General features: G+C 68.8%; 12 protein-coding genes. 5 read left to right on the top strand and 7 right to left on the bottom strand.

Translation table 11 applies throughout. The features are described from left to right. Positions 1-56: 56 nt before the first annotated feature. Positions 57-794: a metallophosphoesterase family protein gene (locus WMF22_RS39180; RefSeq protein WP_012239864.1), complete on the bottom strand. Its 738-nt coding sequence runs from the start codon at positions 792-794 to the stop codon at positions 57-59. A 292-nt stretch (positions 795-1,086) separates the two neighbouring features. On the opposite strand from WMF22_RS39180, the gene WMF22_RS39175 reads away from it, so the two are divergent. Together WMF22_RS39175 and tssM are read left to right on the top strand one after the other, a co-directional pair. Further along, on the top strand, positions 1,087-1,851 hold the full coding sequence (locus WMF22_RS39175; protein WP_437295050.1) for a hypothetical protein: 765 nt from the start codon (positions 1,087-1,089) through the stop codon (positions 1,849-1,851). A gap of 93 nt (positions 1,852-1,944) precedes the next feature. Then, entirely contained in the window at positions 1,945-4,857 is a 2,913-nt protein-coding gene (gene tssM, locus WMF22_RS39170; RefSeq protein ID WP_437295049.1) for a type VI secretion system membrane subunit TssM, read from the top strand. 15 nt (positions 4,858-4,872) lie between these two features. Here the strand turns inward: tssM and rimI are convergent, their stop codons facing one another. The 6 genes from rimI to WMF22_RS39140 form a co-directional block, all read right to left on the bottom strand. Continuing rightward, the gene (gene rimI, locus WMF22_RS39165; RefSeq protein WP_437295048.1) at positions 4,873-5,397 is read right to left on the bottom strand and encodes a ribosomal protein S18-alanine N-acetyltransferase; all 525 of its coding nucleotides are present in this window, start codon (positions 5,395-5,397) and stop codon (positions 4,873-4,875) included. After that, positions 5,394-6,602, bottom strand: a complete 1,209-nt coding sequence (locus tag WMF22_RS39160; RefSeq protein ID WP_438033051.1) for a vWA domain-containing protein — start codon at positions 6,600-6,602, stop codon at positions 5,394-5,396. Before WMF22_RS39160 ends, rimI begins: the two co-directional genes overlap by 4 nt. Before the next feature lie 56 nt (positions 6,603-6,658). After that, complete coding sequence (gene alr, locus WMF22_RS39155) at positions 6,659-7,939, bottom strand: alanine racemase (protein WP_231864449.1); 1,281 nt, start codon at positions 7,937-7,939, stop codon at positions 6,659-6,661. 99 nt (positions 7,940-8,038) lie between these two features. Then, positions 8,039-8,575 carry a hypothetical protein gene (locus tag WMF22_RS39150; RefSeq protein ID WP_438033050.1) on the bottom strand — a complete coding sequence of 179 codons (537 nt, stop codon included), beginning with the start codon at positions 8,573-8,575 and terminating at the stop codon, positions 8,039-8,041. Between the two features lie 436 nt (positions 8,576-9,011). Continuing rightward, positions 9,012-9,602 carry a GTP-binding protein gene (locus WMF22_RS39145; RefSeq protein ID WP_012239857.1) on the bottom strand — a complete coding sequence of 197 codons (591 nt, stop codon included), beginning with the start codon at positions 9,600-9,602 and terminating at the stop codon, positions 9,012-9,014. 11 nt (positions 9,603-9,613) lie between these two features. Continuing rightward, positions 9,614-10,096 (bottom strand): roadblock/LC7 domain-containing protein, encoded by a 483-nt coding sequence (locus WMF22_RS39140; protein ID WP_012239856.1) that lies wholly within the window; start codon positions 10,094-10,096, stop codon positions 9,614-9,616. Positions 10,097-10,849: 753 nt separating this feature from the next. On the opposite strand from WMF22_RS39140, the gene WMF22_RS39135 reads away from it, so the two are divergent. The 3 genes from WMF22_RS39135 to rplT all read left to right on the top strand — a co-directional run bounded on the left by WMF22_RS39135 (position 10,850) and on the right by rplT (position 15,438). After that, positions 10,850-14,653 (top strand): DUF3857 domain-containing protein, encoded by a 3,804-nt coding sequence (locus WMF22_RS39135; RefSeq protein WP_438033049.1) that lies wholly within the window; start codon positions 10,850-10,852, stop codon positions 14,651-14,653. A gap of 201 nt (positions 14,654-14,854) precedes the next feature. Continuing rightward, positions 14,855-15,052 (top strand): 50S ribosomal protein L35, encoded by a 198-nt coding sequence (gene rpmI, locus WMF22_RS39130; RefSeq protein ID WP_012239854.1) that lies wholly within the window; start codon positions 14,855-14,857, stop codon positions 15,050-15,052. Positions 15,053-15,078: 26 nt separating this feature from the next. Beyond that, positions 15,079-15,438, top strand: a complete 360-nt coding sequence (gene rplT, locus WMF22_RS39125) for a 50S ribosomal protein L20 (RefSeq protein ID WP_012239853.1) — start codon at positions 15,079-15,081, stop codon at positions 15,436-15,438. Positions 15,439-15,449: the final 11 nt, after the last annotated feature.

The following is a 15,449-nucleotide window of genomic DNA, read 5'->3' as shown; positions in this document are numbered from 1 at the left end:
ATGCCCTCGGTCCTGCCGCACCGAGCGTGCGCCAGGTGCCGCCGCTGTCTGGAGCCTCAGACCCCGATGTAGAGGCGGTGGGCGAAGTTGCGCTCGAGCTTGGCGCGCAGCACCTTCTCCGCCGCTGTCTCGATATCGTACTCGACGCGCTTGAACTCGAAGCGCTTCGTGTCGCTGTCGTAGACCGTGTAGCTCGCGCGGTTGTCGTAGTCCCGCGGCTGTCCCACCGAGCCGACGCTCACGATGTACTTGCGACCCTGCTCGAGCTGGAAGTCCACCGCAGGGAGCTCCTCGACGCTGTTCGGCGTGAGCGCGAACACCTTGCAGAGGTGGGAGTGGCCGATCAGCGTGATGTGACCGAGCTCGTTCCACATCGGGAGGCACTCGCGCGCCTGCTCGGGCGCGAAGATGTACTCGAACTCTTCGAGCCGGACGGGCGAGCCATGGCAGAGGTCGACGTTGATGTCCGTCAACTTCTCCTGGTACGTCAGGCTCCGGAGCCAGGCCGCGTTCTCGGAGGACAGCATCGCTGCGTGGGTGTCCAGCGCTTGCCGGGCGGCCTCGTAGTAATACGAGTAATCCATCCGACCCGCGACGGCCGCGTCGTGGTTGCCGAGGATCGTCTTCTTGGCCACCTTGCGGACGAGATCGGCGCACTCGTTCGGCGAGCCGCCGTAGCCGACCGTATCCCCGAGGCAGTAGTAAACGTCGATACGTTCGTGGCGGTAGGACTCGAGCACAGCGCTGAGCGCCTCGTAGTTGGCGTGCGTATCGCTGAAAATCCCGAGTCTCATTTCGACGCGAGGGCGGAGCTTAGCACGAAGGCCTCGACTTCCGTTAGGAATTCAAACCTGGATCCACGGATGGCCCGGTACGACCGGCACCGAGCTTTGTCGGCCCGTTGGCGTTGTGTCGGCTGGCTCGTCGGTTCCCCTGGCTCCGGCGGATCCATCGGGTCCGTCAGTTCCGTCGGTCCCGTGAGTTCCGTCAGTCTCGTCTGCTTTGTCAGCTCCGACGGAGCGTGCTTCCGCTGCGCCCGGGGATCTGCAGAGGACGGTCGAGGGCCGGACACGGTCCTTGCGGAGCTTGCCGAGGCGCTCCAAGCACGACCACGTTGACGAGCGGCCACCCGCACCGGAGAAGAATAGCGTGGAGCCCATGAATACCAAACAGAACGGTGCAGGGACGTCTCCGATTTCTGCGGAGCGGCCGGCCGAGTCTGCGCTGTCCGCTGCAGCTGTCGAACCTGTCGCGCCGCCGCCGTCCACCGTGGAGGATCTCGCCGAGGGGTGCGTGCGGTTTGTGGAGCGCGCCCTCGGCGTACGGCTTGACTATCGGCCGGAGACCCTGCCCGTGCTCGACCACTACCTCGAGCAGGCGCGCGGCGCGACGTCGGAGCGGGTCGAAGCGTTGCCGGTGATCGCGCACATGGCAGGCGCTTACTTCGGCGAGGTGATCCGGCGCCGGCACGCGTCGTGGTGGCGCCTGGATGGCGAAGATCCGACCTACTGGCAGGTGCAGTTCGGCTCGGTTTACCTCGCGTTCAGCCCCGTCCTCTTCGTGCGCGAGGCGCTCACGCGCGGACATCGGGCCGACGCCGCGCCGGACCTTGCAGAGGACTCCCTGAGCGGCGATCCGGCGGCGCTGGAGCTGGAGGAAGACGATCGCGAGGCGGTCGCGGCCAGGCTCGCGGAGCTGCCGTCGGTCTCGGAAAACGAGTACTACGCCCCCTCGACGCGGCTCGAGGTGATCGACATCGCCGTGGACGCGATCCGTTCGCGCCGGCTCGAGGCCGGCGAGGATACCGACGCCGCGCTCGATCCGGGCGACTACGAGCGCGGCGGCGACTGACGCGCGTATCGCGGCGCGCGGTCGGCCCACGCTCGCCCGGCGGCGCCGCGTGGACGTGCTCCGGAAGCGGCGACCGGTGGTATCGTCGCTTCCGTGTTGTGGGTCCTCTTCGGGCTGTTGTTCCTCATCTCGTGGGCGGCGTTCTTCACGTTCGACCTGCCCACCGCGATCCCGATCGCGACGAGCGTCGTCATCGCGCTCGCCGCGATCGCGCTCTTCGTGTACCGCCGGATCAACGCGCGCCGCGCCGCGTCTGCGCTTGAGCGGGCCATCGTCCAGCAGGGAGCGCAGCAGGCGCTCAACGCGCGGCCCGAGCGCCGCGCCGAGATCCAGGAGCTCCAGCGGCAGGTCCAGGGCGGCATCAGCGCCCTGAAGAGCTCGAAGCTCGGCAAGGGGAAGGAGCACGGCAACGCCGCGCTCTACTCGCTGCCCTGGTACGTCATCATCGGCCCGCCCGGGGCGGGGAAGACGACGGCGTTGAAGCACTCCGGCCTCGTCTTCCCGTACGCGCACCCGAGCAACGGCGGCGGCGTGCGCGGCGTCGGCGGCACGCGCAACTGCGACTGGTGGTTCACCAACGAGGCGATCCTCCTCGACACCGCGGGGCGCTACACGACGGAGCAGGACGACCACGAGGAGTGGATCGCGTTCCTGCAGATGCTCCTCAAGCACCGCGCTCGCCGCCCGCTCAACGGCATCCTGGTCGCCGTGAGCGTGGCGGATCTCATCGACGCGAGCGAGCAGCAGGTCGAGCTGATGGGGAAGAAGCTCCGGGCGCGCATCGACGAGGTGATGACGCAGCTCCACATGGTGCTGCCCGTCTACCTCCTGTTCACGAAATGCGACCTCATTGCGGGCTTCTCGGAGTTCTTCGGCGACATGCGCAAGAGCGACCGCGCGCAGGCGTGGGGAGCGACGCTCAAGCTCAGCGCGGACAAGGCCGACCCAGGGAGGCTGTTCGACGCGGAGTTCGACGCCCTGGCGAAGCAGATCCACGGCCGCTCGCTGAAGCGGCTCGTGATGGAGCGCAGCCGCGAGGCGCGCGAGCGCGTCTACCAGTTCCCGCTCGAGTTCTCGGGTATCCGGCGGAACCTCTCCGATCTGGTCTCGACGGTCTTCATGGTCAACGCGTTCCAGGGGACGCCCATCTTTCGCGGCTTCTACTTCACGAGCGGCACGCAGGAGGGCAGGCCGCTCGACCGGGTCCTCCAGCGCATGGGCCAGGCGATGGGGATCCGCACGCACGAGGCCGCGGCGCAGCAGAACGTGGAGTCGAAGAGCTACTTCCTCCACGACGTCTTCATGAACGTCGTCTTCCCGGACGGGGACATCGCCGCGAGGAGCGCGAGCGAAATCCGGCGCCAGCGGCTCGTTCGCGGCGCGATCAGCGCGGCGGCCGCGGCGCTCGGGGTCATCCTCGCGATCCCCAGCGTGGTGTCGTTCGCCAACAACCGCGCGTTCCTGCGCGACGTGGAGGCGGACGCGCGCGCCGTCAGCGCGCTCCGGTGGGAGGACACGCGACCCCTCTCGGAGAAGCTCGCCGCGCTGCGGCCTGCGCTGGATCGGCTGAAGGAGATCGACAAGGCGCGCGAGGAGGGGCCGCCGGACGGGATGGGGTGGACGATGTTCCAGGGCGAGACGGTGTACCCGCCGCTCGTGCACGTCTACGTCGCCAGCCTCCAGAACGGCTTCGTGATCCCGTGCAAGCAGCGGCTCGAGGATCGCCTCAAGCTCGCGAAGGGCGACCACTACCTCCGCGAGCGGAACGACCTCAAGCTGTACCTGATGCTGAGCGACGTCGAGCACCTCGACGTTGCGTGGGCGAAGGACAGGTTCACCTCGCTCTGGGCCGAGGTGCTGCGGGCGACCTCGAACCTCACCGAGACCGAGCTGAAGAAGCAGCTCGAGCGGCACGTCGAGTACTACCTGACGCTCATCAAGGAGAAGCGGGTCACCCCGATCGCGCGCAAGGAGGATCTGGTCGCGAGCGTGCGCGCGACGCTCCAGGCCGTGCCGCCGCGGAAGCGGTACTACGACTTCTTCGTCAACGCGATCATCGAGGAGAAGTACGACGAGACGGGCGACAACAGCCGCGCCAACCGCAAGTACCCTCCGCACACGCTCGGCGACATGTTCGCCGACCGTCCCGCCGTGCTGAAGATCATCGGCAGCAAGCTGTACGCGAAGGAGAAGCGCTGGAAGGAGGTGGACGGTCCGTACACCGAGAGGGGGCACTTCGCGGTGCTCGAGAGGCTCGAGAGCGGCGCCGACAGCTTGATGGCTGAGCGGTGGGTCGTGGACCTCGCCCCCGGCGAGGAAGCCTCGATCAACAAGAACCTGGACGGCCTCGCGGCCGACTACGACGTCAGCTACATCGCGCAGTGGACCGACTGGATGGCGGACCTCACCGTGCGGGTCCCGGCCAACCTGAAGGAGGCGAAGGAGACGTACCAGGCGCTCACCCAGGCGGATTACCCCTACCTCCGCATCCTCCGCGCTCTCGAGGACAACACGCAGTGGAAGCGGGATCGCAGCGCGATCGAGGACTCGGCCTTGGCCAAGCGGGGGAAGGAGTACCTCGATCGAAAGATCGAGCAGAAGACGAGGCTGAAGGTCCCCGTCAACGTGAAGCTCATCAGAAACCGGCCGAGCTCGGTGCCGGATGAGTTCAAGCGGACCGTCGAGTTCGGCGTGCCGGCCGCGCCGAGCGGCTCGGCGCCGATCACGGACACGCCCCTGGCGAGGTACATCTCGTTGCTCAGCGCGCTTCGCGACGAGATCCAGCGCCTCGAGGATCTGAACCCCAACGTCGACGCGCGCCTCATGGCCGATCGGTTGGTCGAGGCGACGCGACAGGCCGACGCGCTCCTCCAGCCCTTCGACGAGCGGGCCAAGACGCTGCTCCGGCCGCTGTTGCTCACCCCGATGCAGGTGGTGGCGGCGCGGCTGCCGCCGCTCGCCGCGGTGTCTCGCTTTCCCGCGGCGCCTGCTGCGGGCCCGCGCTGAGCCGCGCGGCGCGGTTCAGATCTCGATGCGGATCTCGTCGCGGCCTGGTTGCACCGCGCCGGTCGCTGGATCGAGCGTGAGCACCATCTCGATCGCATCCTCGCCGTTGTCGCTGTAGTACCGAGGGCGCACCCCCATCGCGGTGAAGCCGAGCTTCCGGTAGAGCCGGATCGCCGCCCGGTTCGAGCGGCGCACCTCGAGCAGGATCAGCCGCACTTGCTGCTGCTGCGCATACTCGAGCGATCGATTCATCAACGCCGTCGCGAGCCCGCGCCGCCGCGCGGCCGGGCAGGTGGCCACGTTCAGCACGTGGAGCTCGTCGGCGACGTGCCACGCGATGAGGAAGGCGAGCGCGCGCCGCTCTTCGCGCGCGATCCAGCAACGCGTCCAGGGGCGGCGCAGCTCTTCTCGCGCGGAGAATTGCGGCACGTCGAAGGCCGCGGACGCGACGGCGTCGATCTCGTCGAGCGCAGCGTCGTCCGCGGCGTCGGCCGTCAGCTGGCTCAGCGAGGCCGACGGCCTCGTCGCGTCGCGCTTCACCTCGCCACCTCCGTGGGACAGCCGGAGACGATCTGGACTTGCTCCACCCGCCCGCTCTTGAGCTTCGTGCAGGCTTCCCCGAGGAGCTCGACGACAGCGGGCGACCTCCAGCGCCAGCCGTTCTCCGGGTCGTAGGCGACCAGCTCGTCGTCCAGGTAGACGTTCGTCTGTCCCGCCTCGGGAGGCGGGTCGACCAGGTCGAACTCGCAGGAGACGACGATGCTGGCGATCTTCGAGAGGACGTTCCCCAGCGTATCGAGGTTGTCCACCTTGAAGTAGAACGGGCTCACGAACTGCGCCGCGCCGCCGGCGAGCGCCATCTGGTCGAGGACATCGCCGTAGAACTCGCTCCCCGGGATGCCGACGACGTAGACCTCGATCCCGCTCGCCGCGAGCCGCTCGATCGCGGCGACCGTATCGTCGCGATCGAGGCACCCTTCGGGGCCCGAGAGGCCCAAGGGCGAGCAGCAGTTCTCGTCGGGGTCGGGGCACTGCTGTTCGATGTTGGCGATGCACCCGTCGGCCTCGCAGCTCGCCGAGCTGTTGCAGTTCGGGCCGCCGTCGGTCGCGAGCACGACGATGGTCTTGCCGGGGAGCTCGACGAGCTTCGGCGTCAGCGCTGCGAGGGTCGCCGCGGTAGGCGTGCCGCCGAGGGGCGCGGCCCGCGTCGCCGCGCGGAACCGCGATGTCGTCGTCGAGCCCACCTGTCCCTCTGCGAAGGGAGCCCCCGGCGTGACAGCGAAGACCTCGCCGCCCGGCCTGCACGGCGCCTCGTCGGTCGCGTCCAGGGGGAACACGGCGGCGCCGACGTTGATCAGCGGGCCCAGGTTGCGCACGAGGTCGACCGCGGCGTCATGGACCCGGTCGTATCGGGTCGCGTTCGAGCTCGAGGACGCGGGGCTGAGCATGCTGCCCGACGCATCGAGGACGAAGTAGATGTTCGGCGCTTCGGCGATCTCGACCTGGTGGATCCGGTTGCCGCAGAGCCCTCCCGCATCCGCGGCCGGTGGTCCGCTCGGGTCTTCGGTGTCCGGATCGAACCCCTCCTCCGGCTCCTGCGCCTCCTGACCGGTGCCGCTGCGCGGGCGCTGCTTCGTGACCTCGTCCTCGCATGCGGTCATCGCCGCGCCGCCGAGCGCGAGCGCGGCTCCGACGCAGAGGAGCATGCCGCAGGCGCCGGCTCGCTGCTTCACGGCCGTCTTCATGGCGAGCAGCGTATCACGCCCGTTCGCGCCGGCAGCGCTGGCGCCGCCGCGCGCGCTCAGGGCTCGCGGTAGAACCTGGGCACGCGGCGCGAGATGCTGGTCAGCACCTCCCAGGCGATCGTCCCCGTGAGCCCCGCGATCTCTTCAGCGCTGATCGTGCCGCGCCCGAGCGGCCCGTCCTGCGTTCCGAGGAACACCACCTCATCCCCCAGGCGTGCTCCCGGTACATCCGTCACGTCGAGCATCGTGAGATCCATCGACACGGCGCCCGCGATCGGCGCGCGTTGACCGCGCACGAGGGCGGCCCCGCGGTTCGAGAGCTGGCGGCTCAGGCCGTCGGCGTACCCCATCGGCACGGTGGCCACGACGCTCTCCCGGGAAGCTTGCCAGGTGTGGCCGTAGCCGATCCTGTCGCCCTTCGCGATCGTGCGCAGCGCGACGATCTCGCTGCGCACCCGGATGACCGGCTTGAGGTCGGGCGCGAGCCCCGCGCACGGCGATATTCCGAAGAGCGCGACCCCCGGACGGACGATGTCGAGCAGCGCCGCAGGGAGTCGCAGCATCGCCGCGCTGTTCGAGGCGTGCCGCACCCGCGGCGTGAGGCCGAAGCTCTTCGCTCGCTGCTCGATCTCCCCGAAGAGGCGCATCTGCTCGATCGTCACGCCGAGATCGTCGGCGTCCGCGCAGGCGAGGTGGGTCATGAGCCCGTCGAGCTTCACCTCCGGGTGCTTGGCCAGCGTCGCGAGCACCGCCTCGATCTCCGAGCTCGCGGCCCCGAGCCGTCCCATGCCGGTGTCGACCTTGAGGTGGACGCCCACGCGACCGCGCTGCTCGAGCCGCACCACGCTCGCGAGGCGCTCGATCTGGCCAGCGTCGTAGACGACGGGCACGAGATCGCGCGCGATGATCTCCTCGAACCCGTCGCGCCGCGGGCCGTAGTAGCCGCCCATGACGAGGATGGGCAGCCGGATGCCGGCGTCTCGCAGCTCGATGGCCTCCTCGAGCAACGCGACGCACAGGCCGGGGATCCCTGCGCGCTCGAGCGTCCGTGCGACCGCTGGCGCGCCGTGGCCGTACGCGTCGGCCTTGAGCACGCCCCAGATCTGCGGCTTCGTCGCGCCGGTCAGCCCTCGCTCGAGGACGCGCAGGTTGTGCCGCAGGTGCGCGAGGTTCACCTCGGCGCGGGTCGGCCGCACGGCGTCCGCGGGCGCCGCTCGCCGTGGCCGCAGCACCCGCATGGGGCCTGCGCTCGCACCGAGCCCCTCGAGGGGCGACGCCGTGCCGTTGCGATCAGGAGTCGTGCTGCTGAGCTCTTTGGGCGCGTGCGAAGCGGACATCGTGTACGCCGATAGCTCTACGCTCGATCGCGGGTCAAGATTCCAGGCCATCTTGGTGTGACAAGGTGAGGCATCTGCGCGAGGAGCAGACGACGTCGATCAGAAGCAGCGACGCATGCACCGCGTGTACTTGCCGGAGCATCCTTTTTCGCAGGCGGCGGATTTGCAGTCGTCCTGGCATTCCTTCCAGTCCGTCTGGCACGACGCGCTGCACTTCGCTCCCGGCGGTGCAGCTTCCTCCGCGGTGTTCGACGCCGAGGCCGCAGCGCCGCCGTCATTCGCGGCTGGGTCTGCATGGGCCTCTTCCGTTGCCGCCGGCGCGGCCACGTCGGCGGTCAGGAGCCTGGGCGGTGGAGCGAGCGCGCTGGTCGGCTCAGGCACGGCGGGGGCTCGGCTGCTCGGCGGAGTCCACTCGCCTTCGTCGAAATCACTGGCGTGGCTGAGCTGCCTGGCCCGCAGCGTGGCGTACTCCACACGGTCGCGCGTCTGGCCGAACGTACAGAACTGAAGCCACTCGTCCCAGCACGCGCGCCGCAGGGTCGGCTTGACGTCGGCCAGCGAGTCAAGCGCCATGCAGTGCTCGAAGCGTACGTCCCCCTCGTAGACCGCGTTGATGCTCGCGCCGCATGCGGTCACCGAGGCGGCGGCTAGGCAGAGGAGGGTCCTGAACCGCACGTCGTAGAACACCGATAGCAGAAAAGCTCGGCCCCGGTGCCAGGGCCCGTCCTATCCGCCGCGGGAACCTGCCGGTCGCCCGGTCGAGGTGCTCTCCGGTTGAACTTTGGGCTGTGATGCCGTACGTTGCCGCCCCTTCGCACCGGCGGCGGCGGCACGACGCCTCCGCGCCGGGCGCCTCAACGGAGCCTGTTCATGTTCCTCATGCTGTCGAAAGGTCCTCGGAAGACCACGCGCTCCAAGTCGAAGCGCCACCGGTCCAAGCTGAAGGCGAAGAACCGCAACCGGCGCAACCGCATCTACCAGCGCACCTGATCGTTGCGCCGAGCGCGAGCGAGCCCACGGGCTCGCTCGCTGCGCGTTCTTCGATCCAATCTCTGGGGCCGGCCCTTGGAACCTAGGGGCCGCCCTTCTTCAGCTCGGTCAGCACCAGCTTGGCGACCGCCTTGAGCGTGTCGAACACCCCGACGCCGGTCCGCGCGACCCCCTCGAAATCGGGGACGTTCGTCGGGTTGAGCAGCGAGCGGAGCTCCTCGACGGTGCCGATCTCCGGCAGATCCCGCTTGTTGTACTGGATGACGTACGGGATCTTGTCCAGCGAGTAGCCCTGCTCGGCCAGGTTCGTGCGGAGGTTCTCCACCGACTCCTGGTTCGCCTCGATGCGGCCGAGCTGCGAGTCTGCCACGAAGACCACGCCGTCGACGCCTTTCAGGATGAGCTTGCGGCTCGCGTCGTAGAAGACCTGCCCCGGCACCGTGTACAGGTGGAACCGCGTCTTGAAGCCGCGGATCTCGCCCAGCGCGAGCGGGAGGAAGTCGAAGAAGAGTGTCCGGTCGGTCTCCGTCGCGAGGGAGATCATCTTCCCCTTCGCGTCCGGGTTGGTGCGCTCATAGATGTACTGCAGGTTCGTCGTCTTGCCGCAGAGACCCGGGCCGTAATAGACGATCTTGCAGTTGATCTCGCGCGCCATGTAATTGATGAAGCTCATCGACCGCGCTCCTAGTCGTTGAAGAGGTTGTCGATGTCCTCGTCGGTGATCTCGGCGAACGGCGAGTCGGCGCCCGGCTCCTGCACCTTCTTGAGCAGCGCCTCGAAGATGTGGTTGAGCTCCTCGCTCGCCTTTCGCACCCGGAGCCTCACCAACCCGAGGCTCGACTTTGAGTCGAAGATCACCACGAGGATGACGCGGTTCCCGACCAGCTGGATGTGGATGTTCGCCTTTTCACCCTCGTGGAACTGAGTGGCGAACTCGTTCTCCTTGAGGAGCTTCGCCATCCCGCCCGTGGCGGCGATGTTCCCCGCCGTCAGCGAGGCGAGCGACGTGGTGTCGAGGTTGTCGACGTCTCCGCTCGCGGCGATCAGTTGCCCGTTCTTGTCAACGATGAAGACGACCTTCGCATTGGCGTCCTTGACGAGGCGATCCACCACGCTCTGGATCTGATTGAATTCCTCCTCGTACATCACCATCTGAGGGTTGACCATCGTTCCTCCGCCAGCGCTCTCGCGATGGGGCCCTGGGCATTGCGGGCTCTGTCGCCCTTGTCATCACCGGGCGCCGCACGTGCGGTCCCCGACCATCGTCATCCAACTGGCTTCCCGCTGCGCGGGCTTGCCTTACCACCGGTACCACGTTCGCGGCGTGACGCTCGCTGCCTTGGGGCTTGCACGGCTGGTTCGCAGCGCGCAGTGCGGCTGCTCCTCGACCGTGCACCCGTACATCTTGGGACGTTTCTATCCGAAGCAGGTGCGGCGGAGCAAGGCGGCCCTTTCTGGAAGTTGGAGGATCGCACGGCCGAACCTCGCCGGCCCTTGCCGGACCCCGACGGACCTCGCTCCCCCCTGCCCCCAGGGGAGGCTTGGTTCCGGACCTTTTCCAGGCGCCTGTCCGCCCCGGCCGCCCAGAAGGCCTGCATGATAAATATCGAAAATTGTTGATATTTTCTTCGTTGAATGCGGTCGGACGGCGCTCCGCCCTCCTTCGAGGGCGCTGGTGTGGGGCGCGCTGCGTGTCATCGCGCTGTACCCGGCCGAAGATCGACGAAATTCGCGGGATCGGCGCGCGCGGCGCGGCGAGTTCATGAAGCGGCCCGATGAACGCGGCCTGGGGGACGCCCTCCTGCCGGCGTGCGTTCCGCCGGCTCCTGGGCAGCACCCCCTTGACCTCGGCCGGTCCGACGCGTCTGCAGCCCTGGCTTGTGCTTGACCGATGGCTTCGGCCACGGGATAGCGCCTCGGATGCGTGACGTGCTGAGCCGGGCCGAGCCCCGTGAGATCGAGCTCATCCCGGGGACGACGAGGGGGCGCTCCTTCTGCGCGCTCACCGTGGGGACGGCGGCCCTGGCGTGCGCCATGTCGCTCGGCGCCGATGCGCGCGCGGAGCTCGGCGCGGTTCACCCTGAGGTGCTCTCCACGCACGCGGCTGTCCGCGCGGCGAGGGGCCCCGAGGTCTACGGCGCGTTACGTGAGCTCTGGCGCACGTGGGACCGCGCGGATCCCACCCAGGTCGAGGAGGCGATCGCGTCGATCGCTGAGGCCGGCGCGACCAGCGCGCCCACCCAGGTCTATGCGGAGCTCCTCTCGGCGTACGCGCGCAGGCGTCGAGGTGATCTCGACGGAGCGGTCGCGAGGATCCAGAAGCTCGGGTTCATCGGCCGCTGGGCGACGATCGGACCGTTCGACAACGAGAACAAGGGGGGCTTCGAGCGGGCGTTCGGGCCCGAGGAGGATCTCGAGCAGCCGGTGGCTGCGGGCAGGACGTACGACGGCAAGGCGCGCGCGGTCCGCTGGCGCGTGCCCCCCGAGGCGCCGCAGTACGGGTGGTTTGATTTCGGCGACTTCATCCGTCCGGTGGAGAGCGTCTGCGGCTACGCGACGACGTTCGTCCGCGCGAAGGCCGGGACGCGCGCTCCTCGGCCGATCTCGATCTGGGTCGGGGCAGACGGGGCGTTCAAGCTGTTCTGGAACGGCGCGAAGGTCCTGGCCGATCCGGGGTACCGCGAGCTCGACATCGATCGGTTCGCCGCGCCGGTGACGCTGCGGCCCGGCTACAACCGCTTGACGATCAAGGTCTGCGGAGGTGCGTCGGCGCCCAAGTTCGCGCTGCGCATCGGCAACGAGAAGGGGGCGCCGGATCTCGATCTGGATGTGACCTCGGACATCGCAACCCAGGTCACGGCGCCTCAGGGGGAAGCCGCTGACGCGAGGCGCGCGGGCGGGGCGCGGGCCGAGGGCCCAACCTCCGGCGCGAAGCTCGCCGCGCGCGCGGCTGCCATCGAGGGGCCGATGCAGGCGTTCGAGCGAGCCGCGAGCGCCGCTCGGCCTTCGCCCGCCGTGCTGGAGGCGTTCGCGCGGTACCTCATGCTCACCGGCGGCGACGCCGAGGGGGAGCACAGAGCGCGCGATCTCGCGCGGCGCTCCGCCGAGGCCGCGCCGAGCGTGCGTCGCTACCTGCTCGCGGGTCAGCTCTCCGAGGACAGGAACCAGCAGCGCGCTTGGATCGAGCGCGCCGCCGCGCTCGCGGGCGGTCGTGAGGACACCGACGTCCTGCTCTCGCAGGCTCGGCTCGCGCAGACGAGCCCGAACTGGCGCGAGGCGGCTCCGCTCTACGAGCGCATCCTGGCCTCCGATCCCGATCATGTCGCGGCCGTCCTCGGGCTCGTGGACCTCTACGTGGAGGCTGGGCTGAAGCGCACCGCGCTCGCCACGCTGGAGCGGGCGCTCGCGCGCCAGCCGAGCAGCGTCTCGCTCCTCCGCGCCTCGGCGGCGCAGCTGCGCGCGCTCGGGCGCGACACGGAGGCCGCCGAGATGGAGGCGCGCTACGCCGCGCTGCGGTTCGACGACTCGAGCTTCCTTCACCAGCAGGTCGAGCTCGCGGTGGCGCGCCGCGACCCTGCCGGCGCGGAGCGCTGGATCGAGCGCTTCCTCCGCAGCGAGCCTGACTCCGTCTGGGCTCGCGCGGTCGCGGCGCGCACGTACCGCGCGCTCGGCCAGGGCGACCGCGCCCTCGCGGCCCATCAGCGCGCGCTCGCCATGGCGCCCGAAGACATCGGAACGCTGCGCGCTCTCTCGGACCTCTACGGCGAGGAGGGGAACCGAGAAGCGCAGCTCGAGATGCTGCAGCAGATCCTGGCGATCAGCCCTCAGGCGAAGGACGTGCGCGAGTACATCGAGCACATCGAGCCGCCGAAGCCGCGCGCCGACGAGGCGTACGCCTGGGCGCCCGACCGCTTCCTCCCGATGCGGCGCAACGCCGACCGGCAGTACCCCAAGCGCACCCTGCGCAACCTGACGGTCACCACCGTCTTCCCGAACGGCCTGGCGAGCCGGTTCCGGCAGGTCGTCTTCCAGCCCCTGACGGACGAGGCTGCGGCGAGCGCCCGGCAGTACGCGTTCGAGTACCAGGCCGATCGCCAGACCGTGAGCCTCCGTGCCGCGAAGGTCTACCGAGCAGACGGCAAGGTCGACGGGGCGATCGAGAGCGGGGAATCGGGGGCGAACAACCCGGCGCTCGCGATGTACACATCGGCGCGCACGTTCTACGTCAGCTTCCCGCGGCTCAACGCCGGCGACGTTGTCGAGCTGCGCTACCGCGTCGATGACGTCAGCCCTCGCAACGAGATCGCCGATCACTTCGGCGAGATCGAGTTCCTCCAGGGGGATGAGCCGATCGCCAGCAGCGAGTACGTGCTGATCACCCCGAAGACGAGGCAGTTCCACCTCTTCGCGTCCGACCTCCCTGGCCTCGTGCGCGAGACCAAGGAGGACGGCGAGCGGCGCATCTTCCGCTTCTCTGCCGCCTCGGTGCCGCCGGTGGCGCCCGAGCCGGCGATGCCCGCGTGGTCCGAGATCCTCGCGCACGTCCACGTCTCGACCTTCAGGACCTGGGACGAGGTCGGCTCCTGGTACTGGGGCCTCGCGCGTGAGCAGTTCGATGTCGATGATGAGGTGCGCAAGCGGGTGCGCGAGATCACGAAGAACCTTGCCGACGATCGGAGCAAGGTCCGCGCGATTTACAAGTACGCGACCGAGACGCGCTACGTGGCGCTCGAGTTCGGCATCGAGGGGATTCGCCCGAGGAGGTGTGCGCAGACGCTCGCGCGTGGGTGGGGTGACTGCAAGGACAAGGCGACGCTGATCGTCACGATGCTCCGCGAGATCGGCATCCCAGCGACGATCGTGCTCGTGCGCACCCGCATGCGAGGCGACATCGGGCCGGAGCCCGCGAGCCTTGCTCCGTTCGACCACGCGATCGCCTACGTGCCGTCGCTCGACCTTTACCTCGATGGAACGGCGGAGCACTCGGGCTCGACGGAGCTTCCGATCATGGATCGCGGAGCGATGGCGCTTCAGGTCAACGAGGGCAAGCCGAAGCTCGTTCGCCTCCCGGAGCCTGCTCCCGAGGCCTCGGTCGTGCACCGGACCGTCGACATCGCGGTCGGCGCTGACGGATCAGCTCAGCTCGGGGTCGACATCCAGGTGGCCGGTGCGTCCGCGCCGGAGTGGCGGACCCGCTACATGGCGGAGGGGACGCGCCGCGACCGAGCAGCTCGTGACCTCGCCACGGATTTCGGCGCGGTCGAGCTGGCCCCTGGGAAGGCCGGGGTTGAGGTGAACGATCTCGAGGACATCGAGCAGCCGGCGAAGCTGCGGGCTCGAGGAAGAGCCGTCGCGCTCGCTCGAAGGGAGGGCGACAGCCTGTCGGTCCCGGCTGTCCCCACGCAGCGTCTCGCCACCGAGTTCGCCTCCCTGTCGACGCGCACCCGCGACGTGATCATCCCCGCGCTCACCACGCGCCGGGACGAATGGACCATCCGGATCCCTGCCGGGTGGCGTGTCACCAGGGCGCCGCTGCCCCAGGACGTGGACACCCCCTTCGGCAAGTTCTCGCTCTCGGTCGAGCAGTCCGCGGGGAAGATCGTCGTCCGCAGTCAGATCTCCCTCACGAAGTCCCGGATCAAGCCGTCCGAGTACATGGCCTTCCGAACGTTCTGCGAGACGGCGGACCGCGTCTTCGGTCAGCGGGTGGTGTTCGGAAAGTGAGCGAGTGAGCGACGGAGCGACGCCCGGACCCCGGCCCTTCGGGGCGCCGACCGACCCCTAGCCGCTGCCTGGACACTTGACAACCCCACGCCGGATCGCCATAAAGCGCCCCCTCTACGCATCCCTGCGGCGCAGAACAGCCTCTCCGGTGGTTCGGAGCGGTGGCCGCCGGGAGCGATAGGCATTCGGATCGAGGGCATCATGCCGAAGATGAAGACCAACCGCGCCGCGGCCAAGCGCTTCAAGGTGACCGGCTCCGGCCGCATTCGCCGCAGCAAGGGCGGGCTCAACCACTGCATGCAGGAGAAGAGCAAGAAGCGTCTGCGTCGTCTCCGCAAGAACGACATGGTCGATTCGGCGATGGAGAAGCGCGTCAAGCTGCTTCTTCCCTACGGCTGACCCTGGAGCAGTGAGGTAAATTACCGATGCCGCGTGTAAAGAGAGGCTTCAAGGCCCGTCGCCGTCGCAACCGTGTCCTCAACCAGACCGAGGGCTACTTCCTCGGCCGGAAGAACCGCTTCCGCCAGGCGGTCGAGGTGCTCCGTCACGCCTGGGAGTACGGCTACATCAGCCGTAAGCTCAAGAAGCGGGATTTCCGTCGCCTCTGGATCACCAGGATCAACGCCGCCGCGCGTCTCAACGGTACGACGTACTCCCGCCTCGTCAGCGGGCTCAAGAAGGCAGGCATCGCCCTGGATCGGAAGATCCTCTCGGAGATCGCGATCCACGATCCTGCGTCGTTCGGCGCTGTGGCGAAGCTCGCTTCGCCCGCAGCGGCGAAGTGATGGCCCCGCGG

Origin of the sequence: Sorangium sp. So ce204 (assembly GCF_051526795.1) — a bacterium.
Classification (GTDB): Bacteria; Myxococcota_A; Polyangia; order Polyangiales; family Polyangiaceae; genus Sorangium; species Sorangium cellulosum_B.
Note: the sequence above shows the minus strand (reverse complement) of the source record. Positions and strands in the feature narration are given on the sequence as shown.